The organism is Streptomyces sp. NPDC047515 (genome assembly GCF_040643055.1).
Taxonomy (GTDB): domain Bacteria; phylum Actinomycetota; class Actinomycetes; order Streptomycetales; family Streptomycetaceae; genus Streptomyces.
Map to the genome: position 1 here is coordinate 45,930 of NZ_JBEYTM010000015.1, position 23,527 is coordinate 69,456.

21 protein-coding genes and 1 pseudogene are annotated in these 23,527 nt (G+C 70.6%); 12 read left to right on the forward strand and 10 right to left on the reverse strand.

Features of this window, described 5'->3' with window-relative positions; genetic code table 11:
• Window positions 1-13 precede the first annotated feature (13 nt).
• Window positions 14-448: a hypothetical protein gene (locus tag ABZ826_RS15345; protein WP_361447285.1), complete on the reverse strand. Its 435-nt coding sequence runs from the start codon at window positions 446-448 to the stop codon at window positions 14-16.
• Between the two features lie 119 nt (window positions 449-567).
• Here ABZ826_RS15345 and ABZ826_RS15350 point away from each other — a divergent pair, with 119 nt between their 5' ends.
• The 4 genes from ABZ826_RS15350 to ABZ826_RS15365 all read left to right on the forward strand — a co-directional run bounded on the left by ABZ826_RS15350 (window position 568) and on the right by ABZ826_RS15365 (window position 4,877).
• Window positions 568-1,452 (forward strand): hypothetical protein, encoded by an 885-nt coding sequence (locus ABZ826_RS15350; protein ID WP_361447287.1) that lies wholly within the window; start codon window positions 568-570, stop codon window positions 1,450-1,452.
• 192 nt (window positions 1,453-1,644) lie between these two features.
• Window positions 1,645-2,592, forward strand: coding sequence for an NADP-dependent oxidoreductase (locus ABZ826_RS15355; RefSeq protein ID WP_361447289.1), 948 nt, complete (start codon window positions 1,645-1,647; stop codon window positions 2,590-2,592).
• 34 nt (window positions 2,593-2,626) lie between these two features.
• Window positions 2,627-2,890 carry a DUF2630 family protein gene (locus ABZ826_RS15360; RefSeq protein ID WP_361447291.1) on the forward strand — a complete coding sequence of 88 codons (264 nt, stop codon included), beginning with the start codon at window positions 2,627-2,629 and terminating at the stop codon, window positions 2,888-2,890.
• 22 nt (window positions 2,891-2,912) lie between these two features.
• Window positions 2,913-4,877 carry an FUSC family protein gene (locus ABZ826_RS15365; RefSeq protein ID WP_361447293.1) on the forward strand — a complete coding sequence of 655 codons (1,965 nt, stop codon included), beginning with the start codon at window positions 2,913-2,915 and terminating at the stop codon, window positions 4,875-4,877.
• A 52-nt stretch (window positions 4,878-4,929) separates the two neighbouring features.
• Here ABZ826_RS15365 and ABZ826_RS15370 read toward each other — a convergent pair whose 3' ends face one another.
• Window positions 4,930-5,334, reverse strand: coding sequence for an RNA-binding S4 domain-containing protein (locus ABZ826_RS15370; protein ID WP_361447295.1), 405 nt, complete (start codon window positions 5,332-5,334; stop codon window positions 4,930-4,932).
• A gap of 483 nt (window positions 5,335-5,817) precedes the next feature.
• On the opposite strand from ABZ826_RS15370, the gene ABZ826_RS15375 reads away from it, so the two are divergent.
• Window positions 5,818-7,467: a VWA domain-containing protein gene (locus ABZ826_RS15375; RefSeq protein WP_361447297.1), complete on the forward strand. Its 1,650-nt coding sequence runs from the start codon at window positions 5,818-5,820 to the stop codon at window positions 7,465-7,467.
• Here the strand turns inward: ABZ826_RS15375 and ABZ826_RS15380 are convergent.
• Both ABZ826_RS15380 and ABZ826_RS15385 read right to left on the reverse strand, forming a co-directional pair.
• Window positions 7,401-8,648: a HAMP domain-containing sensor histidine kinase gene (locus ABZ826_RS15380; RefSeq protein WP_361447299.1), complete on the reverse strand. Its 1,248-nt coding sequence runs from the start codon at window positions 8,646-8,648 to the stop codon at window positions 7,401-7,403. The genes ABZ826_RS15375 and ABZ826_RS15380 overlap by 67 nt on opposite strands.
• Complete coding sequence (locus tag ABZ826_RS15385; RefSeq protein ID WP_361447480.1) at window positions 8,645-9,298, reverse strand: response regulator transcription factor; 654 nt, start codon at window positions 9,296-9,298, stop codon at window positions 8,645-8,647. Before ABZ826_RS15385 ends, ABZ826_RS15380 begins: the two co-directional genes overlap by 4 nt.
• Window positions 9,299-9,470: 172 nt before the next feature.
• Here ABZ826_RS15385 and metG point away from each other — a divergent pair, with 172 nt between their 5' ends.
• Together metG and ABZ826_RS15395 are read left to right on the forward strand one after the other, a co-directional pair.
• Window positions 9,471-11,075: a methionine--tRNA ligase gene (metG, locus tag ABZ826_RS15390; protein ID WP_361447301.1), complete on the forward strand. Its 1,605-nt coding sequence runs from the start codon at window positions 9,471-9,473 to the stop codon at window positions 11,073-11,075.
• Between the two features lie 585 nt (window positions 11,076-11,660).
• Entirely contained in the window at window positions 11,661-14,432 is a 2,772-nt protein-coding gene (locus ABZ826_RS15395; RefSeq protein WP_361447303.1) for a hypothetical protein, read from the forward strand.
• Between the two features lie 350 nt (window positions 14,433-14,782).
• Here the strand turns inward: ABZ826_RS15395 and ABZ826_RS15400 are convergent, their stop codons facing one another.
• The 5 genes from ABZ826_RS15400 to ABZ826_RS15420 form a co-directional block, all read right to left on the reverse strand.
• Complete coding sequence (locus tag ABZ826_RS15400) at window positions 14,783-15,364, reverse strand: Uma2 family endonuclease (RefSeq protein WP_361447305.1); 582 nt, start codon at window positions 15,362-15,364, stop codon at window positions 14,783-14,785.
• Between the two features lie 66 nt (window positions 15,365-15,430).
• Window positions 15,431-16,255, reverse strand: a complete 825-nt coding sequence (locus ABZ826_RS15405) for a L,D-transpeptidase family protein (RefSeq protein ID WP_361447307.1) — start codon at window positions 16,253-16,255, stop codon at window positions 15,431-15,433.
• A 231-nt stretch (window positions 16,256-16,486) separates the two neighbouring features.
• A complete protein-coding gene (locus ABZ826_RS15410; protein ID WP_361447309.1) occupies window positions 16,487-17,416 on the reverse strand; it encodes an intradiol ring-cleavage dioxygenase in 930 nt (309 codons plus the stop codon).
• 73 nt (window positions 17,417-17,489) lie between these two features.
• Complete coding sequence (locus ABZ826_RS15415) at window positions 17,490-17,687, reverse strand: DUF397 domain-containing protein (protein WP_361447311.1); 198 nt, start codon at window positions 17,685-17,687, stop codon at window positions 17,490-17,492.
• Window positions 17,688-17,698: 11 nt separating this feature from the next.
• Window positions 17,699-18,562, reverse strand: a complete 864-nt coding sequence (locus ABZ826_RS15420; RefSeq protein ID WP_361447313.1) for a helix-turn-helix transcriptional regulator — start codon at window positions 18,560-18,562, stop codon at window positions 17,699-17,701.
• Window positions 18,563-18,766: 204 nt separating this feature from the next.
• Between ABZ826_RS15420 and ABZ826_RS15425 the strand changes: the two genes are divergently transcribed.
• The 5 genes and pseudogenes from ABZ826_RS15425 (at window position 18,767) to ABZ826_RS15445 (ending at window position 21,461) form a co-directional block, all read left to right on the forward strand.
• Window positions 18,767-19,183 (forward strand): ATP-binding protein, encoded by a 417-nt coding sequence (locus ABZ826_RS15425; protein ID WP_361447315.1) that lies wholly within the window; start codon window positions 18,767-18,769, stop codon window positions 19,181-19,183.
• Window positions 19,184-19,312: 129 nt separating this feature from the next.
• Entirely contained in the window at window positions 19,313-19,516 is a 204-nt protein-coding gene (locus tag ABZ826_RS15430) for a hypothetical protein (protein WP_361447317.1), read from the forward strand.
• Window position 19,517: 1 nt separating this feature from the next.
• On the forward strand, window positions 19,518-20,054 hold the full coding sequence (locus ABZ826_RS15435) for a DUF6879 family protein (RefSeq protein WP_361447319.1): 537 nt from the start codon (window positions 19,518-19,520) through the stop codon (window positions 20,052-20,054).
• Window positions 20,051-20,266 (forward strand): annotated as a pseudogene (locus ABZ826_RS15440) (helix-turn-helix transcriptional regulator); the annotation flags it as partial. The gene ABZ826_RS15435 and the pseudogene ABZ826_RS15440, both read left to right, overlap by 4 nt.
• 598 nt (window positions 20,267-20,864) lie before the next feature.
• Window positions 20,865-21,461: a dihydrofolate reductase family protein gene (locus ABZ826_RS15445; protein WP_361447321.1), complete on the forward strand. Its 597-nt coding sequence runs from the start codon at window positions 20,865-20,867 to the stop codon at window positions 21,459-21,461.
• A gap of 106 nt (window positions 21,462-21,567) precedes the next feature.
• Here ABZ826_RS15445 and aspS read toward each other — a convergent pair whose 3' ends face one another.
• Window positions 21,568-23,352 carry an aspartate--tRNA ligase gene (gene aspS / locus ABZ826_RS15450; RefSeq protein ID WP_361447323.1) on the reverse strand — a complete coding sequence of 595 codons (1,785 nt, stop codon included), beginning with the start codon at window positions 23,350-23,352 and terminating at the stop codon, window positions 21,568-21,570.
• Window positions 23,353-23,527 lie beyond the last annotated feature (175 nt).

A 23,527-nucleotide genomic window follows, 5' to 3' on the forward strand; every position in this document is an offset into this window, starting at 1 on the left:
CTGTGCGCCGGGGCTACGCCCTCCGCCGCCCCAGGCCGCCCACGTCTTCCCGTGTGTAGAAGATGTAGAACGTCGTGATGAACATCCCGAGGCCGACCGCCAGCCCCAGTGCCGAGGACCGCAGCACACTGGAATCGGTCAGTCCGACCAGCAGGCCGATCGCCGCGGCCGTCAGCGCGCCGTACGCCACCGCCCGGAACAGGGGCAGCATGGTGTGCTGGATGCGGCCCAGCCCGAAGCACAGAGCGGCGAGCACCGCCGCGACGATCAGGCCGTACCAGAACTGCCGGAAGCCGCTCGCGCCGTGGTTGCGGAGGATGAACGAGGCATAGAGGCCGTACGCGGCGCCGAGCGTGGCGGGAACGGCCCAGGCGCGCGCGCTGTGCCGGTGCGTCCGCGCCCCGGACCGGGCCCGTCGGCGGGACGGCATCGCTGCATGAGTGGCCATGGCGGAGAACTCCTTCCGTCGCCCCTTTTCCCTCCAGAGCACACCCGGCCGTGCCGCCCGGCAACTCGGATGGCGTACGGCCCGGGGCGTGCCGCTTCCGTACGGGATTCCCTGGAGGGGTGCGGACGAATCTCTCGACGGCTCTGGCGGCGGTGGTGCTGGTGCTGCTCGCCGTGCTCGTCCCGCTGAGCGCGCTCGCCGCCTGGGTGGATCTGGAGATCGACAACACGGACCGTTACGTCGCCGCGGTGGCCCCGCTCGCCTCCGACCCCGAGGTGCGGAACACCGTCGGTGACCTCATCACCGACGCGACGATGCAGCAGATCGAGGCGGGGGCGCTGCAGAACACCGTGCGCGACTTCCTCCATCAGGCGGTCATGTCCTTCACCACCACCGACGCCTTCCAGAACGCATGGAACGCCGCCAACCGCACCGCTCACGAGGCCGTCACCGCAGCGCTGAACGGCAACACCGGCGAGGCCGTGATCATCGATCTGGCCCCCGTGACCGAGCAGGTCAAACGGAACCTGCAGGAGAACGGGGTGCCGTTCGCCGACCGGATTCCGGTCCAGCACACCGACATCACCCTCATCTCCGCCGACCGCGCCGACCAACTGCGCCAGAGTTTCCGGTTGCTGCGGGCCGGCAGCGTCTGGCCCGCCGTGGGCACGGTCGTCCTCGCCGCCCTGACCGTGGTCGTGGCCCATGTGCGCGGTGGACCGGGGCGCCGGCGCTCCGCGCTCGCCGCGCTGTCGGCCACGGCGGTGACCGGGTTCGGCTTCGCGCTCGGGGCGCTCGTCCTGCGCGCGGTGGTCGCGGTCGCCCGCGCCCGGGTGCTCGCCGAGGTGCCGGACGGCGAGACGGGCGGTGCGGCGGCGGTGTACGACGCGCTGACGAGCTCACTGCGCACGACCGCGTGGATCGTGTTCGGTACGGGGCTGGCAATCGCGCTGGGAGCGCTGCTCGGTCGGCTGTGGGCCCTGCGGCGCTCCACGGGCCCGTAACCGTACGGACCGTGGCGGCACGGGCCGTACGGACCGGCCGGGGTTCGATGTCCGGCGGCGGACAGGTGCCGCCGCGGGCCGGCCCTCGGCGGCCCGGCGGACGGGCCGGGGCTCGACGTGCGGCGGCGGACCGGCCGGGGAAGAGTGGTTCTCGTGACCGCCGGATCGAGGGGCGACTGAGAGGTCTTCCATATGCGAGCCATAGCCGTCGGCGCGTTCCAGGCCGACCCCGAACTGGTCGAGATACCCAAGCCGGAGCCGGAAGCCGGTGAGGTGCGGGTCCGGATCGAGTACGCCGCACTCAACCCGTGCGACTGGCAGGCCGCCCGGGACCCCCTGGACGGCCGACTCACCCCTCGGGTGTTCCCGCTGGTCATCGGCGTGGACTTCGCGGGCCGGGTGGACATGATCGGCACCGGCGGCAACCGGTTCCGCGTCGGTGACCAGGTCTTCGGCCGAACCCCCGGGCCGGCGACCGGCATGGGTACCTACTGCGACTACGTCTGCGTACCGCAGGACTCCGCCATCGCCCTCGTCCCGGAAGGTCTCTCCCTCCGCACCGCCGCGGCGCTGCCGTCCGCGGGGATGGCCGCCGCCCAGATCCTGGAGATCGCGGTGCTCCGCGGCCACGAGAGCCTGCTGGTCATCGGGGCCGCGGGCGGCGTCGGCAGCTGTCTGGCCCAGCTCGCGGCGGCCCGCGACGTACGCGTGATCACGGCCGTGCGCGGCGACGAGCGCGGCCGGATGGAGGCGCTGGGCGCCACCGCCACGATCGACACCACGGACCGCCCCCTGGAAGCGGCGATACGGGAGAGCTGCCCGGACGGCGTCGACGCGCTGGTCGACCTGGTCTCCACCACCTCGGACGACTTCGCCGCTCACGCCGCGCTCGTACGCGACCGCGGAATCGCCCTCACCACGCGGGGCGTCGCCGCCGGGGCCGTCCTCCCCACGGGCGTGACCGGCATCGACTTCCGGCTCGAACCCTCCCCGGTACTCCTGGACGTCCTGGCCGCGGGCGCCGCCGAGGGCGTACTGCGCGTGCCCATCGACATCGAACTCCCGCTGGAGAAGGCCCCGCAGGCCCTCGACCGCAACCGGACGGGCGGCGCGCGCGGCAAGACCGTCATCGCGCTCTGAAGCCCACGCCGCGCGCATGACCGAAGGAGGCGTCATGGACGACCGGGAACGGGACATCGAGCACGACATCATCGACAACATCGGCGGACTCATCTCCGAGGAGCGGGACCTGCGCAACCGCTCCGCCCGGGAATCGGGCCTCACCGCGGACGAACGAATCCGACTGCGTACGGTGGAGGTCCGGCTCGACCAGTGCTGGGACCTGCTGCGACAGCGCCGCGCCCTCAGCGAGTTCGGCGAGGACCCGTCCACGGCGAAGATCCGGCCGGTCGGCGAGGTCGAGGGCTACCGGGGCTGACCGAGCGACACAGGGGGACGCGTTGACCGACACGGCGGCCGAATCCGGACGCAGGCGTACCGCCCCACCCTCCTGGCTGCTCAGCGGACTTCGCCCCCAGCCGTCCACCCCCATCGCCTGGGCCGCGGTCGTCCGCGCCTCCATCGCGCTGGCCGCACCGCTCGCCGTCGGCTTCGCGCTCGACCGGCCCGCGTACGGCGCGCTCGTCTCCATGGGCGCGCTCTCCGGCGTCATCGGCGACACCGCCGACGCGTATCGGATGCGCATCCTCAACATCGCCGTACCGCAGCTCTTCGGCGCGCTCGGCATCATGCTCGGCACGCTGGTGTACGGGACCGGCTGGGCGGCCGTCGCCGCGCTGACCCTGGTCGGCCTGGTCTCCGGAATGATGTCGACGATCGGCGCCGTCGCCTCCGTGTCCGGGCTGCTGCTCCTGCTCAACGCGGTCGTCGGTGCCGGACTCCCGATGCCGAGCCCCTGGTGGGTGGCGCCGCTGCTGCTGACGGTCGGCGGGCTGTTCGTCCTCACCATGACCCTGCTGGCGTGGCCGCTGCGGCGGAAGCTGCCGGAGCGGGTCGCGGTCGCGGGTACCTACCTCGCGGTCGCCGACCTGCTCGCCGCCGCGGGCACCGACGCCTACGAGGAACGGCGGCAGGCCGTCACTCAGTCCCTCAACACCTCCTACGACCTGATCCTGGCCCGCCGGGCCCGCTACCACGGCCGCAGCGGCGCCATGGTCCGGCTGCTCGCCCAGCTCAACGTCGTCATCCCGCTCGTCGAGGCGGCGCCCGCGGTGCATGTCCGCCGTCGCCCGCTCCCGGACGCGATCCCGGCGGCGGTACGTGAACTGGCCGCCGCCGTCGAGGAGAGCCGCACCGGCGGTGCCGAACTCGCCCTGCCCGCCCCGGACTCGCCCGCGACCAGGGCGGTCGACGGCGCGCTGCGGCACGCGGCGGTCGTCGTGCACGAGGCCGACCCCGATCCGTACAACGTCGACGACCGGCTCGGCCGCCCCGCCGTGCTCGGGGTACGGATCCGGCGGACCACCCGCGACGTGCTGCTCTCCGGGGCCTCCTGGCGGTACGGGCTGCGCCTCGCCCTGTGCATCGGTCTGGCGCAGGCACTGACCTCGCTGATCCCGGTGCCGCGCTCCTACTGGGTCGCGCTGACGGTCACCTTCGTCCTCAAGCCGGACTTCGGCTCGGTGTTCTCGCGCGCCGTGCTGCGCTCGGTGGGCACGGCGGCCGGTCTCGTGATCGCCGCGCCGGTGCTCGCCGCGGTACCGATCGGCTGGTGGGACGTGCCGGTGATGGTGGTGCTCGCGGCACTGATCCCGGCGCTCACGGCGAAGGGGTACGCCTTCCAGACGGCGGCCATCACCCCGGTCATCCTGCTCCTGTCCGACCTGCTGAACCATCAGGGCTTCCACCTGGTCTGGCCGCGTTTCCTGGACAGTCTGATCGGCTGCGCCATCGTGCTGGTGGCGGGCTATCTGCTGTGGCCGGAGAGCTGGCACGTCCGGGTCGGGCACCGGCTGGCCGACGCGGTCACGGACATCGCCGGCTACGTGGCGTGCGCGTTCGAGCCCGGCGGCTCCGGCGACCGGGCGGAACGGGTGCGGGCCCGGCGCCGCATCTACCGCGATCTGTCGGTCGTGCGCTCCGAATTCCAGCGCGCCCTGACGGAGCCGCCCCCGGTCGGCACCCGCGCCGCCGCGTGGTGGCCGCTGGTCGTCGCGGTCGAACGCATCGTGGACGCGACGACGGCCGCCCGGGTCCGCGTCGACCACGGAGCACCGGAGCCGCCCGCCGCGGAGGTGGCCGAGGTCCAGCGGCAGTTGCGAGAACTCGCGGACGGCATCCGTGCGAGCGAGGTCCTGGTCGGCGTGCGCGCCGACCTGCCGGGCGACGAGGAGGGAGTACTCGCTCCGCTGCGCCAGGAGGTCGCGGCAGCACGCGCGATCGCGTCACCGCAGCCCCAGCCGTAGCCGCGGTCGCCGACGCGGTCGCCGCCTCTCCGTGCCCCCGCGGGGCCGGCCGTCAGCCGCCCGTCGGACCCGGTCCCCGCAGCCGCTCCATCTCCCGTCGGTCCCGCTTCGTCGGCCGACCCGCGCCCCGGTCCCGGACCGGAACCTGGATCGTCGCCTCGCGCGGCGGCGGGGGCGGGCTGTTGTCGACGAAGCACTCCGCCGCCACCGGAGGGCCGACCCTCTTCTTGACGAGCTTCGACACGACGACGATCCGGTCCCGGCCCGCGTGCCGGAGCCGTACCTCGTCGCCGACACGCAACGCCTGGGCGGGCTTGGCGCGCTCGCCGGCGATCTTCACATGACCCGCGCGGCAGGCGGCAGCGGCCTGCGAACGGGTCTTCGTCAGCCGGACCGACCAGATCCAGACGTCGACCCGAACGCTTCCCTCCGCCTGCGGCGCCTCACCGGAAACCATGCAACCGACTCTAGTGCGGCATACGTGTCGGGTCAGTCCGGGGCGGATCGGGTCGGGGCGGATCAGGTCGGGCCGGGAGCGGGGCAGGCCTGGACCGGGACAGGCTTGAATCGGGACTGGCTTGAATCGGTCGGGCCGGGACCGGCCGAAGTCGCCGCTTTCCCCACCTGAGTTACGGCTGTCCGCCTCACGCGCGTGCGCGGGGCGGAACAACGATGTGACTGACCGCTTGTCGGACACGTCGGCCACTCATACCGGCAAGGCGACCCGGGACCGAACAGGCCCGTACGAACGGGGCACATCAGGTCCGTCCGGCATGCGCGGGACTCAACCCGAGCTCGGTTGCGGCACAGTTGTCCCACGGGCGGGCCGCGCCACCGAACGGCCGGATCCGGCCGCTAACCTTACGTATCCGTCCTGGCCAGGGATGAATCCCGCAGGTCGGACATTTATCGCACCCAACTCACGCGAAAGGCCTCGCCCATGGGCATTCGGAGCTTGCTGCGCAAGGTGTTCGGCCGCGACCGCGCGGAGCAGGACGCGTCGGCGCCGGCGCCGACGGCCACGGTCCCGCCCCAGACCGAACGCACCGCGTCCGCGGAGTCGGAGCCGGTCGCGGCCACGGTGGACGAGCCGGCTGCGGAGACCGCCTCGGTGCGCGAAACCGCCCCGGTCACCAAGGCCTCGGTACCGGCCCCCGCTTCTCCCCGGTCCGCCATCGGCGACAGCGGCCTGGCGTCGGACCTGGTGGCGGCGGCCTTCGACAAGGCGTCCCTCCCCACGGTCCCGGCACAGGGCTCGGCCCCGAAGTCGAAGCCGGAGAAGCAGGTGGAGCCGGAGAAGCCGGTGGAGGCCACGGTCGCCGCGCCGGAGGCCGCCGAGGTCACGGAGCCGGAGCTCGCCGAGGCCGAACCGGTGGCCGCGAAGGCCGACGAGGCCGAGGCCACGGAGCCGGAAGTCGCCAAGGCCGAGGCCACGGAGCCGGAGTTCGCTGAGGAGCCGAAGGCCACGCCCGCCGCCGCTGAGGCCGAGACCGCGCCCGCGCCCGAAGCCGAGCCGAAGCCCGAGCCCGTCGCCGCCGAGGCCTCCGCCGAGCCCTCCCCGATCACCATCGAAATGGACCCGGAGGCCGAACCGGAACCGGAGCCCGAGCCCGCGCCCGCAGCCGACGCCACGCCCGAACCGGAACCCACTCCGGCACCCACAGCCGACGCCACGCCCGAGCCCGAGCCCGAGCCCGAGCCCGAAACGGAACCGGAGCCCGCGCCCGAGCCCGCGGCCGACGCCACGCCCGAACCGGAAGCGGATCCCGCAGCCGCACGCGAACCCGCAGCCGACACAACCCCCGAAGCGACCCCCGAATCGGCACCGGCACCCGAATCAGCACCGGCACCGGCCGCCGACGCCGCACCGGCCGCCGAAGCCGCACCGGCCGCCGCCGACAAGCCCGCCGTCCCCCTCGCGCGGGTCAAGTCCCGTGCCCCCGGGCTCGTCGACTCGTACAAGGCCGCCCAGGGCGGGCTGAAGGCGCACGGGCTGAGCGGGCTGCGCGCCACCGTCTACCTGGTCCTCGACCGCTCCGGCTCCATGCGGCCGTTCTACAAGGACGGCAGCGCCCAGCACCTGGGCGACCGCACCGTGGCCCTCGCCGCGCACCTGGACGAGAGCGCCACCGTCCCCGTCGTCTTCTTCTCGACGGACATCGACGGCACCGGCACGGTCGACCTCGCCGCCCACGAGGGCCGGATCGACGAACTCAACGCAGGCCTGGGCCGCCTCGGCCGTACGAACTACCACCGCGCCGTCGAAGAGGTGGTCGCGCACTACGAGAAGTCGGAGGCGACCGGTCCGGCTCTGGTGATCTTCCAGACGGACGGCCCGCCGGACGCCAAGCAGGCCGCCAAGCAGGCGCTCGCCGATGCCGCGCGGCTGCCGCTGTTCTTCCAGTTCGTCGCGTTCGGCGAACAGGACGCGAAGGGCTTCGACTTCCTGCGGAAGCTGGACGTCCCGAACGCCGGGTTCTTCCACGCGGGCCCCGCCCCTCGCGAGGTCGCGGACACCACGTTCTACCGTGAGGTCCTCGCCGCCCTCCCCGCCTGGATCGCGGACCGCGAAGCGGCGACCGAGGGCTGATCCGCCGGCAGGCGTACGGTCACGGCGAGCCCGCCCTCGGGGCCCGGCACCGCCGTGACCGTACCGCCGTGGGCCACCGCGATAGAACGCACGATCGAAAGGCCGAGGCCCGAGCCCGGCCCCATCCGGTCCTTGCCCTCACCCCGCCGGAACGGCTCGAACAGCCCGGGGATGTCCGCCGCGTCCACCACGGGCCCGGTGTTGCGCACCTCCAGCAGCGCCCCGTCCCCGGCCGTCACCAAGGACACCTCCACCGTCCCGTCCGGCACGTTGTACGTGACGGCGTTGGCCAGCAGATTCGCCACCAGCTGGGCGAGCAGCATCCGGTTCGCCCGCACCGCACAGGGTGCGGCGTCGACCTTCACACCGGGATGCCGGGCCGCCTCCTCCGCCACCACCTGCGCGAAATCCACCGCTTCCCGCTCGCCCGTCGCCAGCCCGCGCTCGCTGCGCGCCAGGACCAGCAGCCCCTCGATGAGCCGTTCGCTGCGCCGGTTGTTGTCCAGGAGCGTCTGCCGGGTCCGTACGAGATCGTCGGGGGACGGATCGTCCAGGCCGATCTGGATCGCGGCCCGCTGGGTGGCCAGCGGTGTCCGCAGTTCGTGGGAGGCATTGGCGATGAACCGGCGCTGGCTGTCGAACGCCTTCTCCAGCCGGGCCAGCAGCGCGTCGAGCGTGTCGCCGAGCTCCTTCAGCTCGTCGTCGGGGCCGCTGGACGCGATCCGTTCGTGCAGGGTGTGCTCGGACAGCCGGCGCGCCTTGGCGGTCATGGCGTGGACGGGCCTCAGCACCCGGCCCGCGGTCCACCACCCCACGCCGACCGCGCAGGCCGTCATGACGAGCAGCGCGGCCGCGGACCAGACGAGCAGCTGGTGACCGGCCGCGTCGCTGACGTGGTCCGTGAGGTCGTAGACGGTGGGCGGTCCGAGACTGCGCCGGGTGATGAGGGGGCCGTTCACCGCGTATCCGGGCTGGACGACCGCGGCCGTGCGGGCGATGGCGCGCGCCTGGGAATCCGTGCCCGCGCGCGAGGCGAGGTTGACGGTGGCGAGCAGCGCCGTCCCGAGCACCAGGAACACCCCGCCGTACACGAGCGCTATCCGGGTCCGGATCGTGGAGTGCTGGACGTGCGGGACGCGAGCGGCGCGCAGGACGCGCGGGAGGCGTGGCGGGCGCTTCACAGGGCGTACCCCACGCCCTGCACCGTACGGATCAGGGCCGGCTCACCGAGCTTGCCGCGCAGCTTGCTCATGCAGACGCGGACGGCGCCGGTGAACGGATCGGCGTTGGCGTCCCAGGCCCGCTCCAGCAGCTCCTCCGCGCTGACGGTCCCGCCGTCGGCCTCCAGCAGCAGCTGGAGCACGGAGAACTCCTTCGGCGAGAGGTCCAGCTCCCGCCCCTCCCGGGAAGCGGCGCGCCGTACGGTGTCGAGCCGGATGCCGTGCCGCTCCAGCTGCGGCGGTACGGGGCGGGCGCTGCGCCGCCGCAGCGCCCGCACCCGCGACACCAGCTCGGGGAACTCGAAGGGCTTGCCCAGATAGTCGTCGGCGCCGAGATCGAGCCCCGCGACCCGGTCCTCCATGGACCCGGCGGCGGTGAGCATCAGGATCCTGGTCCGGGAACCGGAGGCGACCAGTGCGCGTGCCACGTCGTCGCCGTGCACCCGTGGCAGGTCACGGTCGAGAACGACGACGTCGTAGTCGTGCAGTCCCAGGTAGGCGAGGGCGGCGTCGCCGCTGTAGACCGTGTCGACGGCGAACCCCGCCCGCCGCAGCCCGGTGGCGACCAGCTCCGCCAGGATCTCCTCGTCCTCGGCGACCAGTACCCGCATCGTGATGTCCCTTGCCTCGTCCATGCGTGTCCACTCCCTCCCAGGATGCGTCTTTGCTACGGGAAGGGATGTTTCGCAAAGGTCTCCGTAGGGGGCGCCACAGAGGTCTGCGCACCCGGGCCCCGGTTTATCGGTGTGAGTCGATCTTCCGCAGGCCGTTAGGATTTCGACCATGGCGGCCACTGGATCCGAGAAGCAGGGGGCGACGGCGTACTACGTCTCGACCCCCATTTACTACGTCAACGACGCTCCTCACCTGGGCCACGCCTACACGACCGTCGCAGGCGACGTGCTCACGCGCTGGCACCGCCAGCGCGGCGAGAAGGTGTGGTACCTCACCGGCACGGACGAGCACGGTCAGAAGATCATGCGTACGGCCGAAGCGAACAACGTCACCCCGCAGGCCTGGTGCGACAAGCTCGTCGAAGAGGCGTGGAAGCCTCTCTGGGAGCACCTGAACATCAGACACGACGACTTCATCCGTACGACGGAGAAGCGGCACACCGACCGGGTGCAGGAGTTCGTGCAGGACCTCTACGACAAGGGCGAGATCTACAAGGGCGGGTACGAGGGCCCGTACTGCGTGGGCTGCGAGGAGTACAAGCTCCCCGGCGACCTCATCGAGGACGAGAACGGCGTCAAGCTGTGTCCGATCCACAAGAAGCCGGTGGAGATCCTCAAGGAGGAGAACTACTTCTTCAAGCTGAGCGCCTACGGCCCGAAGCTGATGGAGTTCTACGCGAACAACCCCGGCTTCATCCAGCCCGAGTCGGCCCGCAACGAGGTCGTGAACTTCGTCAAGCAGGGCCTGCAGGACCTCTCCATCTCCCGTTCGACGTTCGACTGGGGCGTCCCGGTGCCGTGGGACGAGAAGCACGTCATCTACGTGTGGGTCGACGCCCTGCTGAACTACGCCACGGCGGTCGGCTACGGCGCCAACCAGGAGAAGTTCGACGGGACGTTCCCCGCCGATGTGCACCTGGTCGGCAAGGACATCCTCCGTTTCCACGCGGTGATCTGGCCCGCGATGCTGATGGCGCAGGGGCTGCCGCTGCCGGGCCGGGTCGCGGCCAACGGCTGGCTGATGGTCGGCGGCGAGAAGATGTCGAAGTCGAACCTGACCGGCATCAAGCCGCAGGACCTGACCTCGCACTTCGGCGTGGACGCGTACCGCTGGTACTTCCTGCGCGCCATCGCGTTCGGCAGCGACGGCTCGTTCTCCTGGGAGGACTTCTCCGCCCGCTACACCTCCGAGCTCGCCAACGACTACGGCAACCTCGCCTCGCGCGTCGCCGCCATGGTCGGCAAGTACTTCGGCGGGGCGCTTCCCGAGGCCACCGCCGCGGGTGACGCCGAGAAGGCGGTCCAGGAGGGGCTGGCGAAGGCCGTCGCCACGGCCGACGAGAAGATCGGCGAGGAGCTGGACTTCCAGGCCGGCATCCTGGCGATCTTCGACTTCGTGAAGCAGGTCAACGGCTACATCACGGAGCAGGAGCCCTGGAAGGTCGCCAAGGACACCTCCCCCGAGGGCCAGGCCCGCCTCGCGACGATCCTCTACACGGCCGCCGAGTCACTGCGCGGCGTCGCCGTCCTGCTGAACGCCGTGATGCCGGAGACCTCGCAGAAGCTGTGGGACTCCCTGGGCGCCGAGGCGTCCCTGGGCGCACTGTCCGACCAGCGCGTACAGGACGCGGGCACCTGGGGCCGGCTCCCGGCGGGCACGACGGTGACGAAGGGCGCGGTGCTGTTCCCGCGCCTGGAGGAGAAGCCGGCGTAACCGGATCCACGCACGGGGAAGGGCCGGTACCGCTGGAAAACACCCTTGCAGCAGGGCCCTTCGACGTTCGTAGTCGTGGGTGACGGGTTCGAACCGTTTGCGGCCCGGACAGCGCTGTCTGTCCGGGCCTTCGGCGTTCTGCTCGCTGTCCGGTCAGGTGCCGAAGGCCGCGGGTCAGCACCCCGAGGCACAAGACCATGAAGCCGGCGAACGCCGTGCCGGCTACGAAGACAGCCTCGGGTTGTCCTGTCCCTGAGCACCTTTTCAGCACGAAGGCCGGCAGGGCGACGACCACGGAAGCCGGTGCAGCCACGAAGAGCCAGATGATTCGCGTCGCAGCGGGCAGGGCGCGGTTCGCCGCACGGACGTCGGACCGCCGCTCCGGGCCAGGATTCCTCGATCAGCGGACCGGCCCCATGAGTCTCGACCGGCTCCTGTTCGGCTCCTGTTCGACTCCTGTCAGATTGCTGTCAGGTTTATCGCGTGGGACAACCGGTGACGACACGTCACCCTCTCCTCGGTGCGGGGGGTGCTCCTGGGATTCCTGGGGCGCTGAAGCACGAACGACAACGAGGAGACACCATCGTGAGACAGGTCTCACGCGCACTGACGGCTGCCTTCGCGGCCGTGGCGCTGGCGGCGAGTGCGCCAGGGCCGGCGCACGCGCAGCCGGCCGCCGAGTCCATACCCGGAGCGCCGCCGGGCGCCGCCGGGGAGCGGCTGCCGGAGGGGTGGCGTGTCGAGGGCGGGGAGCTGATCTGGAATTCGCCCGAGCCCGTGGGCATGGGCGGCGCCCTGGTCGAGTTCCGCTCGGGGGAGCGGACCCTCGGCGTCCCGAAGCCCTCCCCCGACCAACGCACCTTCCGGCTCCGCCTCGACAGGGCGAAGGTCGGACCGGTGAGCAAACTCCAGGTGGTCGCCGGTTCGCGGCGGCTGGACGCCGCAGGGGCCGGCCAGGCACCCGGTCAGCGGCGCTCGTCGGCCGCGGCGGCGCCCCAGGACCCGTTCCCCGCCAACCCGGTCGACCCCGGTGTCGCCGGTAAGTACCGCACCACCAGCGGTGAGTACGTCCTGAAGTCGGTGAGGCTGCCGGGCTACGCCGAGCCCGTGGAGATGCGCGCCACGGTCGTCGGCCCGACGGACGCGCCGGGGAAGCGACCGCTGGCGCTCTTCCTCCACGGCCGCAGCGCCACCTGCTACGAGCCCGGCAAGAACAGCGCGGGCATGGAGTGGCCGTGCAAGCCGGGCAACAAGGAGATCCCGAGCTACCGCGGCTTTCTGCACGACCAGAAGCTCCTGGCATCCCAGGGCTATGTGACGGTCTCCATCTCCGCGAACGGTGTCAACGCGCAGGACGGCCGCGCGGCCGACTTCGGGGCGCAGGCCCGTTCGTCCCTGGTGCGCCGGCACCTCGCCCGCTGGGCGGAGTGGGGCGCGAACCCCGCGAAGGCCCCCGGGGCCGTGCGCGCGACGGAGCCCGCGGACCTCTCCAAGGTGCTCCTGGTCGGCCACTCCCGGGGCGGCGAGGGCGTCAACCGGGCGGCCCTCGACAGCGTCTCCCCGCCGCCGCCCGCCGAGGACGGCTACCGGGGGCCGGTGGGCTGGCGGATCCGCGGCACCGTCCTGATCGGCTCCACCCTCTTCGGCCAGAACCCCACACCCGATGTGCCGTCCATGACCCTCCTGCCGGGCTGTGACGGCGATGTGAGCGACCTCCAGGGCCAGATCTACGTCGACGGCACCCGGGGCATCGGCCGGGGCACGGCGCTGCACAGCGCGGTGTACATGGTCGGCGCCAACCACAACTTCTTCAACACGGAATGGACACCCGGCCAGGCCGAGGCCCCGGCCTCCGACGACTTCTGGGACGACAAGAACAACCCGGACCCGGTCTGCTCGGCACAGGCCGAGACCCGGCTGAGCGCCAAGCAGCAGCAGACGGCGGGCGCCACCTACATCGCCGCCGCCGCGCGGCTCTTCCTCGCGGGCGACGACCGGGTCCGCCCGCTGCTCGACGGCTCCGACCGGCGCGCGCCCTCGGCCGGCCCCGCCCGGGTGCTGACCCACGCCGTCGGCGGCAACCGCACCCCGGCGATCCGGCCCGACGACCCGCTCTCGGTGACGAACGGGCGCGTGTGCCAGCAGGTCACGACGACCGCCACCCAGGCCTGTAGGCCTGACTCCGCCCCCGGTGCGTCGCCACACTTCGCGTCCTGGGCGGACACCACCAGTGAGCCGGGCCGCAACGCGGTCACGGCCCGCTGGACCAAACCAGGCACCCCGGTCCGGCTGACGCCGGAGCGTGCCTTCTCGCTGGCGGGCTCCGACGCGCTCGCCCTGCGGGTGATGGTGCCGCCGAACACCCGGGGCACCCGGCTCGACGTCGCCCTCACCGACACCTCCGGCAAGCGGGTGGGGCTCGGTCAGGTCACCGTCGACGGCCTTCCCGGCTCCGACTCGACGGCCGCGTACTGGGCGCGTGAGGTCCGCGTCCCGCTGAAGGCCGCCGTGAACGCCGGTGTCGACCTGAAGCGGGCGCAGTCGCTGGAGCTCACCCCGCGCAGCGCCTCCGGCGAGCTCTGGCTGATGGACGCCTGGGGCTGGCGCCCCGGCACTCCGGCGGTACGCCCCGTCGCGCTCTCACGTGTCGACATCGGCAAGCTGACGGTCAAGGAGGGCGACTCCGGCACCCGCACCTACAACGTGCCCGTCCAGGTCACCGGCAAGGGCACCGGCGTGGTCAAGCTCGCCGTCCGCGACCCGGAGACCCACGAGTCCACCGTCCGCACCGTGACGGTGAAGGCCGGTGGCTCCGTGGACGTGCCGATCACGGTCAAGGGCAACTCCCGCTTCAACTACGACCTCAACCACGAGGTCGCGGCGAAGGCCGTGCGCGGCACGGCGGTCGGCGGCGCCTTCGGGGGCGTGCTCGTCGAGAACGACGACCCCATGCCCACGGTCAGCGTGACCCCGGTCGCCGACTCGGTCACCGAGGGCCAGAAGCTCACCTGGAAGGTGGAGCTCTCCGAGCCCGCCGACGTCAACATCGAGACGCGGTTCGACCTCCTGCCGGTGAGCGAGGGCACGGAGCTGTCCACGAAGGACGTCGACGAGGAGTGGCTCTCCAGTCTCGGCGAGGCCGCCGACCCGGAGCGGCCCCTGTCCACGAACAGCCCCTCCCTCTGGGTGACCGTCCCCAAGGGCGCGACGAGCACCGAAGTGTCCGTGCCCACGGTCGCCGGCGCGCTGACCGAGTCGGAGAAGTCCCTGCGGATGCAGGTGTACATCCTCAAGGAGGACGAGTGGCTGGAGGGCCCCCTCCTCACAGGGAAGGTCACGGACGCGCGCCAGGGCTGAAGCCCAGGGTCCACGTCCCGCGCTGACGGTGCCCGAGCGCACCACCTGAACGATGGCACCGGCCCCGCCACGGGGCCGGTGCCATCGGCGTGAGGGGCCACGGAAACCCGCTTCCCCCCTCGACGGCCACTGCCGCTCCCGCCGATGCGACGGGCAGGAATGGCGCCGGGACCGGACTCGACCGCTACTGCCGGCCGGCCGAGCATGGGGAAAGCCTGTGGGGGCAACCCCTCACGAGTTCGAATCTCGTATCCTCCGCCATTGCCCTCACCGGGCAATACGTCGAAGGGTCCCGCTGGAAACCACCCGACTCGGGTTCCGGCCCTTTCCGCTACTCAGCCGCTGCCGGGTCAGCGGACCCAGTTCTTCAGCGGCTCGGTGTCCAGTTCGATGCCCACGGGGTCGGGGAGTTCCACGGACTTCCCGTACGGCACCGTCACCACTTGCTCGTACCGCACGCCGTCGGGCTGCGAGTGCACCTTGACCTCGCTGGTGTCGCGGTCGATGAGCAGGTAGACGGGGATGCCGGTCTCGGCATACGCACGCGGCTTCTCGACACGGTCCCGGCGGTCGGTGTCCTCGTCGTACGAGGTGACCTCGACGACCATCAGGACGCCGTCGGGACTGGCCCACTCGCCCTGGCCGACGAAGATGTCGAGCGGGGCGAGCACACCGTCCGGGCGTGCGTTGCCCTTCCGGTACGTCTCGATGCGCAGCCCCTGTTCGGCGAAGAGCCAGTTGCCCGGATCCGACTGCATGCACATCTGCGTCAGCCAGGCGATGATCCGCCCGTGGTCCCCGTCCGGCACAGCCTTGACCCCCAGTTTCCCGTTCACGAACTCCAGGCGCAGCGCTTCTTCGGCGCGTATGGCATGACGGGCGAGGTCCTCGAAGACCTCCTGGGTCAGCACACTCTCCTCAACCACACTCATCACTGCCTCCTGAAGGAAACCGGGCTGCGTCCAGCGTACGGGCGCTCCACCCGGCCCGTACCCGGTTCACCGCTCCAGCGCCTCCACGTCCCCCATCACGACGACCGGCTTCTTCTGGGGGTCGAGAAGGCGGAGCAGTTCCCTCATCCGGTCCTCGGGGAGGGAGATGCAGCCCTGGGTCGGACCGCCGTGGTCCGCGTGGATCCAGATGCCGCCACCCCGTTCCTTGCCCAGCGGACGCTCCTGGTCCAGGGGGGAGGCGCCGGGGGTCCGGTTGTAGTCGACGGCGACGACATAGTTGAAGGAACCTTCGAGGGACTCCCCGTCGAACCCCTCGCCGCTCACGGCGAACGACGGGCTCTGGTTGTACGGGAACATGGTGCCCGGGGGTTCGAGCAGGCCGCCCGCGGCCGTCAGCCCGTAGACCCCGACCGGGGTGCGGAGGTCGTCCTCCCAGTGCTCGTCCGTCCAGCCGTTCAGGGCGTTGTGGGCCGGCCAACGGTCCGTGGCCGCGCGCCAGCCCCGGGCGGGATCATCACGGGTGTAGAGGACCGCGGTGGACAGGCTGGAATTGTAGAAATCGCCGCTGACGACGAGCGCCTGCCGGGAGTCCGCCGGGATCTCGGCCCGTATCTGCGGCCCCAGCGCGGGGATCTCCCGGGGGTGAAGGCGCGGGGCCACCGGGGCCGGGGCGGCCTTTCCCGGTATCCCGTCGGCCTGCGGCCCCCCGACACCCGCGGAAGCCGTGGCGGATGCCCGGACCTTGCGGGTGGCGATGTCGGTTTCGGAGGTGTTGTCGCAGGCGGTGAGCAACAGGATCGCGGCGACGCAGGTGGCGGCGCGGACGGCGTGCGGGGGACGCCGGGCGGCCGACGGCCGGTACACGGACACGGGTACTCCTCAGCGGTCGTGGGCGCAGGCTGTTCGGGCGGGCTCCCCGTCACGCTTCGTCCCGCCGAAATCCAGTTAACGCCGCGACACGCCGACGCGAATCCGCACGAGGGCCATACGGCTGTACCGCCCGCAGAACACACCCGCGCGAAGGACCCGGAACCGCTGGTCGTCCATGCGGGTTCCGGGCCCTTCGCCTCCGTGGGGGGAGAGCAGGCGGCTGAGGCCCGGTCAGAGGTCCGTGCCGTCGTGCGTCTCGTCCGGGTCCACGCCCATCGTGATCGAGCCGACGACGCCGCGCGCCATGTGGCGCTTGCGGTACGAGAGCGTCATCAGCCCGCCGGTGACCCCGCTCCGGTCGTAGATGGTGTCCTCGGTGAGGGTGGTACGGGTGGTGGTGCTGGTCGCGTACGGCTCGATCTTCGCCGAGTCCAGGACCGCCGACTCGGCGAAGAAGAACTGCCCCGTGTGGCAGGTGTGCCCGCCCTCGTACCCGGCGTCGGTCATCTTCCCGCCGACGTGCACCTTGGTGTGGATGTGCACGCAGCGCCCCTGGTACCAGCCCGGGAAGATCGTCTTGAACTCCACGTACCCGTGCTTGTCGGTGAGCTGGGTGCCCCTCAGATACCGCTCGTCGTCGGTGGGCTCACTGTGCCCGTCGCCGGGGCCGCCGGGTCCGCCGGACGGGGGAGCGCCGGTGGGGGCGTCGGTCGGCGCACCGGTCGGCGGCGTGCCCCCGTCGCCGGGGCCGCCGGGTCCCCCCGGCCCGCCGGAGCTCATCGCCTCGTAACCCGAGTAGACGCCGAGCGCGTCGCAGTGCCAGATGTCGACGGCCGCGTGCGCGACCGGCCTGCAGGTGTCGGAGTCGATCACCTTGAGTCCGAGGGTGAGCGGGATGCCCTCCTTGTCCTCGGTGATGTCCTTCCGGAACTTGTCGGCGTCGATGTAGTACGGCCCCTCGGTGGTCTCCGAGGTGAGCCGGTAACACGCCGCGCCGTGTCCGCCCCCGGACTTCTTGGCACCGGTCGTGTCCTCATCGGCCGAGGCACTGGCAACGGCGCCCGCCCCGATCCCGGCGGCCACGATCACCGCACCTCCGGCGAGCACCACACGGCGGCGGGACATGTCCTTCTTGTGCGCGGGCTCTTGGGTCTCTGTCATGAACGGCGAGGCTAGACAGGGAAGTTGGGAGTGGCGTGTGCGCGGGCTGTGCGTTGCTGTGAGGCCGCGGAAATCACACCTCGCCGAACCGCCCACCCTTCACCCGGCCAAGGAGCCGGGCCAACTGATCCGGGGTGACCGCCAGCTCCGTACTGGGGTCATCGCTCTCGCGGAGGCGTATCAGGCCGTCGTGCGCGGCGAGTTCGACGCAGTTGGAGGAATCGCCCCCGCCCGAGTACGAGGACTTCTGCCACACGATGCCCTTTGTCATGCCGGGACCTTTCACATGCTCCGCACAAGGCGATGGATGAAGTTCCTCGACTCTATGACGCCCAACGAGACCGTCTCCAGCTTGCGCACGACCTCGCGGTACCGGCAGAGCTGTGCCTGCGCGTCCAGAAATGCGCCACCGTGCGGGGTGTCCGTGAGAACGGTATCGAGCGACGGCACCGGCCCACCCACGTACACCAGGGGATCCCCCATTCCCGCAAACCCATCCAGGTCGAAAGGAATGACCCGCACCGTCACATGCGGCAGCTCGGACTGGTCCAGGACGTGCAGAAGCTGGCCTCGCGCCACTTTGCCGTCAGCGACCCTGATCCGGAGAGCGGCTTCGTGGATCACCGCTTCGTAATGACCCATCCGCCCCTCGGCAAGAACCTCCTGCCGTCTCAGCCGGAACCGTACCCGCACCGCCAGTTCCTCCTCGGACAGCGCCGGTACCGTCGCGGAGAAAATGGCCCGGACCTGCTGCTCCGTCTGCAACAACCCCGGCACGTGCACGGTCTCGAAGTTCTTCACCCAGGCGGCATGGTGCTCAAGCTCGGCCAGGTCCAGGTACCCGGAGGGCACCTGTTCCCGGTATTCCTCCCACCATCCGCGTACCCGCTCGACAGCCATGCCCGCCAGGGCATCGATCAGCGCGGCGTCGTCACACGCGTACTGGCCGGCCAGGTGACGCACGCGTTCAGCGCTGACACCCACCCGGCCCGCCTCCATGCTGGAAATCTTGCTCTCGGCCACGCCCATGGTCCTTGCGGCATCGCGACCGGTCAGACCAGCCCGCTCGCGAAGCTTGCGCAGTTCGGCCCCCAACCGTTCCTGGCGTGCCGTGATGACGCTCCTACCGGGCATGTTGCCTCCCATTCAGGCGAGTTGAACGTATGAGTATCACAGTCACGATTGACCGGGGGAAAGCTTTACCCCTACCGTCAGTGATGCACCGCACACGCTGCGAATTGCCGGGGCCCCGGAAGCGCACCGCACCGTCATGCCACGACGGGCGCGGCATGCCACCGCCCGTAGACCGCCACGCCCCACAACCACTCGCGCACCAAACGGAGTTCCCGTATGCCGAACTCGCCTGTAAGCACCGACGCCCCGTGGGAGTACACCCTCTACATCCCCCACGACTCCCGCGCGGTCACGGTCTCCCACCGCACCCTGCGTCTGATCCTCGCCCTGCGCGACCTGCTGCCCCTCTCCGAAACCGCCGAGCTCGTCGCCACCGAACTGGTCGGCAACGCGGTACGCCACACCAAGGGCCCGGCCGCCTTACGCCTGCGCTGGGCGGGCCGCGTACTGCGCATCGGCGTCTGGGACGCGGACCCCACCCCGCCTGCGCCGCCGCTGTACCCGACCGCAGAAGCCGAGAACGGGCGCGGTCTCGACCTGGTCCGCAACAGCACGGACAGCTGGGGCTGGTATCTACTCAGCGGCAAGGGCGACTCCGGCAAGTTCGTCTGGTGCGAACTCCTCGCTGCCTAGCGAGACATGACCCCTTCGTTGCGAGCGATGCGACGGCCTTGGGCCAGATCCGCAATCTGCCGCAATCGCCACACATACGAGGGCTACCCAGCGCATCCAGATCATCAACCCACCTGGCTGGAGGGCCATATGACGCTCAGGTTCATCGGCACCACCTCGGAACATGGCAACTGCCCCACCCTGTACGAAGTGGTAGAGACGGGCGACATCCTTGTCCAGGGGGAGAGGGAGACCAACCCGGAACATCTGGCTCAACTTCGTGACGTCAAGGAAAGTGAGACGTTCGTCGTCGTCCCCCGTGAGTTGCTGACACGCTTCGCCCCCAAGGAGTGACATGCCTTCTCTCGTCCCGTTCGAGGAGATCGTGCATCTCTTCGATGAATTCGAGCACACCGCGTGGCGACTGGAGACCCAGCGCGGCTACGCCACCGACCGCGTCAGTCAGAACTGGGCCCGCTTCCAACGAGGGGAGACCCTGGGATTCGACCCGGACAGCCCGTGGCATGCCAGCGTTCGCGAGAAGACTCAGAAGGGAAAGACGTTCGCACGAGTGCGCCTGGTCGACGACCCTCCCACCGAGGGCCAGCAGTTCCTTTTGGCCAGTGGACTGGGCAACGTCGAGGCTGGCGAAGACATCCGCAACTTGTACCGGGGCGACGCGGAGCGTCTTGGGCTACCCACCTTCGACTTCTGGCTGTTCGACTCGCGGACCCTCGCTCGCTTCCACATCGATGACCAAGGCGTGACGATGGGCGTCGAACTCATCGACGATGCCCCCGCCGTGCTTCGAGCCTGCCAAGTCCGCGATGCCGCCTGGCACCACGCGATCCCGACAAGGGTGTTCCAGGCACAGGTACCGTCGACTGCGTGAGTACGGACTTCCAAGCCGGACGTATCGCCCTCGGTGCGCGGCTGCGTGAGCTGCGCACCGAAGCCGGCCTGAACGGCAAGGAGATTACCGAGAGGCTTGGCTGGCAGCGGTCGAAAGTGTCCCGGCTGGAAACGGGGAAGCAGACCGCCACGGCCGATGACCTTGAGGCTTGGGCGGCTGCGGCTGGTGCCGACGTGGAGGCCGCAGATCTGCCGCAGCCACATTCGCGGCCGATGATGTCTCAGAAGCTGACACTTCATGCGCAATCTGCACCCGGACCGTCAGACGCCGAGTCGCCTCTGTGTCACACGCCCTCATCGCCGACGTCAAGCCATCACAGAGCCCGGAAGCGCGACCGTGCCGCCACACCAGAAGGTGCGCTTTAATCCTAATGTCGCAATTCAAAGAAGTGAGTAAAAACAGCCACCGCATCGCCTAAAACTGCAGGTCAGGAACTCTGCTCCCCGCGCACGCGGGGTTGGTCCCGCGAGGAGTGCGGCGGTCGGGGGGACAGCGGCCTGCTCCCCGCGCACGCGGGGTTGGTCCCGCGCCGGACAGGAAGAAGGTCACCGTCCAGGCCTGCTCCCCGCGGATGCAGGGTTCGGCTCTGCTCACTTCGAACAACTGTGTTTCTTGGCTGGTTTCAGCAGCCGCTGGGCCGGTCGCGCGTGCGAATGTTCACAAGAATTGACGTTACGGTGCTCGCGCAGTCGGCCCGGTGTGATGATCACTCAGCGGTCTCGCACCCTGGCACCCAGACGGCGGCCCCGGGGCCGCACCGCGGCAGCGGACCGACGGAAGGGACACGGCGTGCGCAGACTCGTCCACTACATCGCCACCACTCTCGATGGCTTCATCGCGGGCCCGGACGGCGCGGACCCCAGTGGTCCGAACGGCTTCTGGCCCATACCGGAGGACTACGTCCAGCACCTCGTGGCCGAGTACCCGGAGACGCTTCCCGTGCATGCCCGGCAGGCGCTGTCCGTCACTGCGGGGGGCACGCACTTCGACACTGTGCTTGAGGGGCGGCGCAGCTACGAGATCGGTCTTGCGGCCGGGATCACCGATGCCTACCCCCACCTGCGTCACCTGGTATTTTCCCGGACCCTGACCGAGAGCCCGGCCCCGGCCGTCGAACTGGTCGCCGACGACCCGGTGGCGACCGTGCGCGAGCTCAAGCAGCAGGACGGCAAAGACATCTGGCTGCTCGGCGGAGCCGAGCTGGCGGGCTCCCTGTACGCCGAGATCGACACGCTGATCCTCAAGGTCGGCCCGCTGACCATCGGCGACGGAATCCCTCTGTTCTCCCGCAAGGCCGCCTTCGACCCGCGCACCTGGACGCTCACCGACCACACCGCCCTCAAGAGCGGCGCGGTGTTCCTCACCTACACGCGCGTCGCCGGCTGAGCACTCCGGGCGGGCGGCGCCGGCGAGGCCGGGCGCGCTCAGCGAACAGCCCCCGGCCATCCGGCCGGGGGCTGTTTCACGTGGAACCGGGACAAGCGGCGCGTGGCTACTTCTCCGTCTTGTCCTTCGCCGTCGCGGCCGGCTTGCGGAGCTGGATGTTCAGCTCGCGCAGGCGGGACTCGTCCAGCTCGGTCGGGGCGCCCATCATCAGGTCCTGGGCGTTGCCGTTGAGCGGGAAGGCGATCGTCTCGCGGATGTTGGGCTCGTCGGCCAGCAGCATCACGATGCGGTCGACGCCCGGGGCGATGCCGCCGTGCGGCGGGGCGCCGAGGCGGAAGGCGCGGAGCATGCCCGCGAACTCGTGCTCGACGGTCTCGCGGTCGTAACCGGCGATCTCGAAGGCCTTGAGCATCAGCTCGGGCTCGTGGTTACGGATGGCGCCGGAGGACAGCTCGATGCCGTTGCAGACGATGTCGTACTGCCAGGCGAGGATGTCCAGCGGGTCCTTCTCCTCCAGGTCCTTCAGGCCGCCCTGGGGCATCGAGAAGGGGTTGTGGGAGAAGTCGATCTTCCCGGTGTCCTCGTCCCTCTCGTACATCGGGAAGTCGACGACCCAGCAGAACCGGAAGACGCCCTCCTCGAAGTGGCCGGCGCGCTTGGCTGCCTCGACGCGGACGGCGGACATGATCTTGGAGACCTCGTCGAACTCGCCCGCGCCGAAGAAGACCGCGTGGCCGGGGACGAGAGACAGACGCTCGGTGAGGGTCTTGATGTCGGTCTCGGTGAGGAACTTGGCGATCGGGCCGGTCAGGCCGCCGTCCTCGCCGACACGGACCCAGGCCAGGCCCTTGGCGCCGTGCTGGACGGCGTAGTCGCCGAGGCCGTCGAAGAACTTCCGGGACTGGCCCGCGGTGTCCGGGACAGGGAGGGCGCGGACGTGCTTGCCGGCGAACGCCTTGAACTCCGAGTCGGCGAAGATGTCGGAGATGTCGACCAGTTCCAGCTGGGCCCGCAGGTCCGGCTTGTCGTTGCCGTACTTCAGCATCGCCTCACGGAACGGGATGCGCGGGAACGGCGAGGTGACGTGGCGGCCGTTGCCGAACTCCTCGAAGAGCTCGGTCATCAGCTTCTCGATCGGCCGGAAGACGTCCTCCTGCTCGACGAACGACATCTCGACATCGAGCTGGTAGAACTCGCCGGGCGAGCGGTCGGCGCGGGCGTCCTCGTCGCGGAAGCAGGGCGCGATCTGGAAGTAGCGGTCGAAGCCGGAGATCATCAGCAGCTGCTTGAACTGCTGCGGGGCCTGGGGCAGGGCGTAGAACTTGCCCGGGTTCAGGCGGGACGGGACGACGAAGTCACGGGCGCCCTCGGGAGAGGTCGCGGTGAGGATCGGGGTCGCCATCTCGTTGAAGCCGAGGGCCACCATCTTGGCGCGGATGGAGGCGATGACGGCCGAGCGCAGCATGATGTTGCGGTGCATGCGCTCACGGCGCAGGTCGAGGAAGCGGTACTCCAGGCGCCGCTCCTCGTTGACCCCGTCCTCGGCGTTGATCGTGAAGGGCAGCGGGGCGGCCTCGCCCAGCACCTCGACCTCGGTGACCTCGATCTCGATCTCGCCGGTCGGGAGCTCCGGGTTCACGTTGTCGGCACCGCGCGCGGAGACCTTGCCGTCGATCCGTACGACGGTCTCCTTGGTGAGCTTCGCCAGGGCCTCGTTGCCGGGGGTGCCGGGACGGGCGACGAGCTGCACCAGACCGTAGTGGTCGCGCAGATCGATGAAGAGGATGCCGCCCAGGTCTCGGCGATTGTGCAGCCAGCCGCTCAGCCGGACGTCGGTGCCGACATCAGAGGCGCGGAGCTCGCCGCAGGTGTGTGACCTGTACCGATGCATTCTCGTTCATCCAGTCTTCGCGGTTCGGGGTGGATTCAGCCTCCCCAGGCTACCGCTCGTCCCCGCACCGATTCATTGACATTGACATTTCAAGATCATCGGGAGGGGTGGCAGGCGGCCGGGACCCTGCCCTACGGGCCCCGGCCGCCCGCCCTCGGTGGCGTCCGCCGAGCAG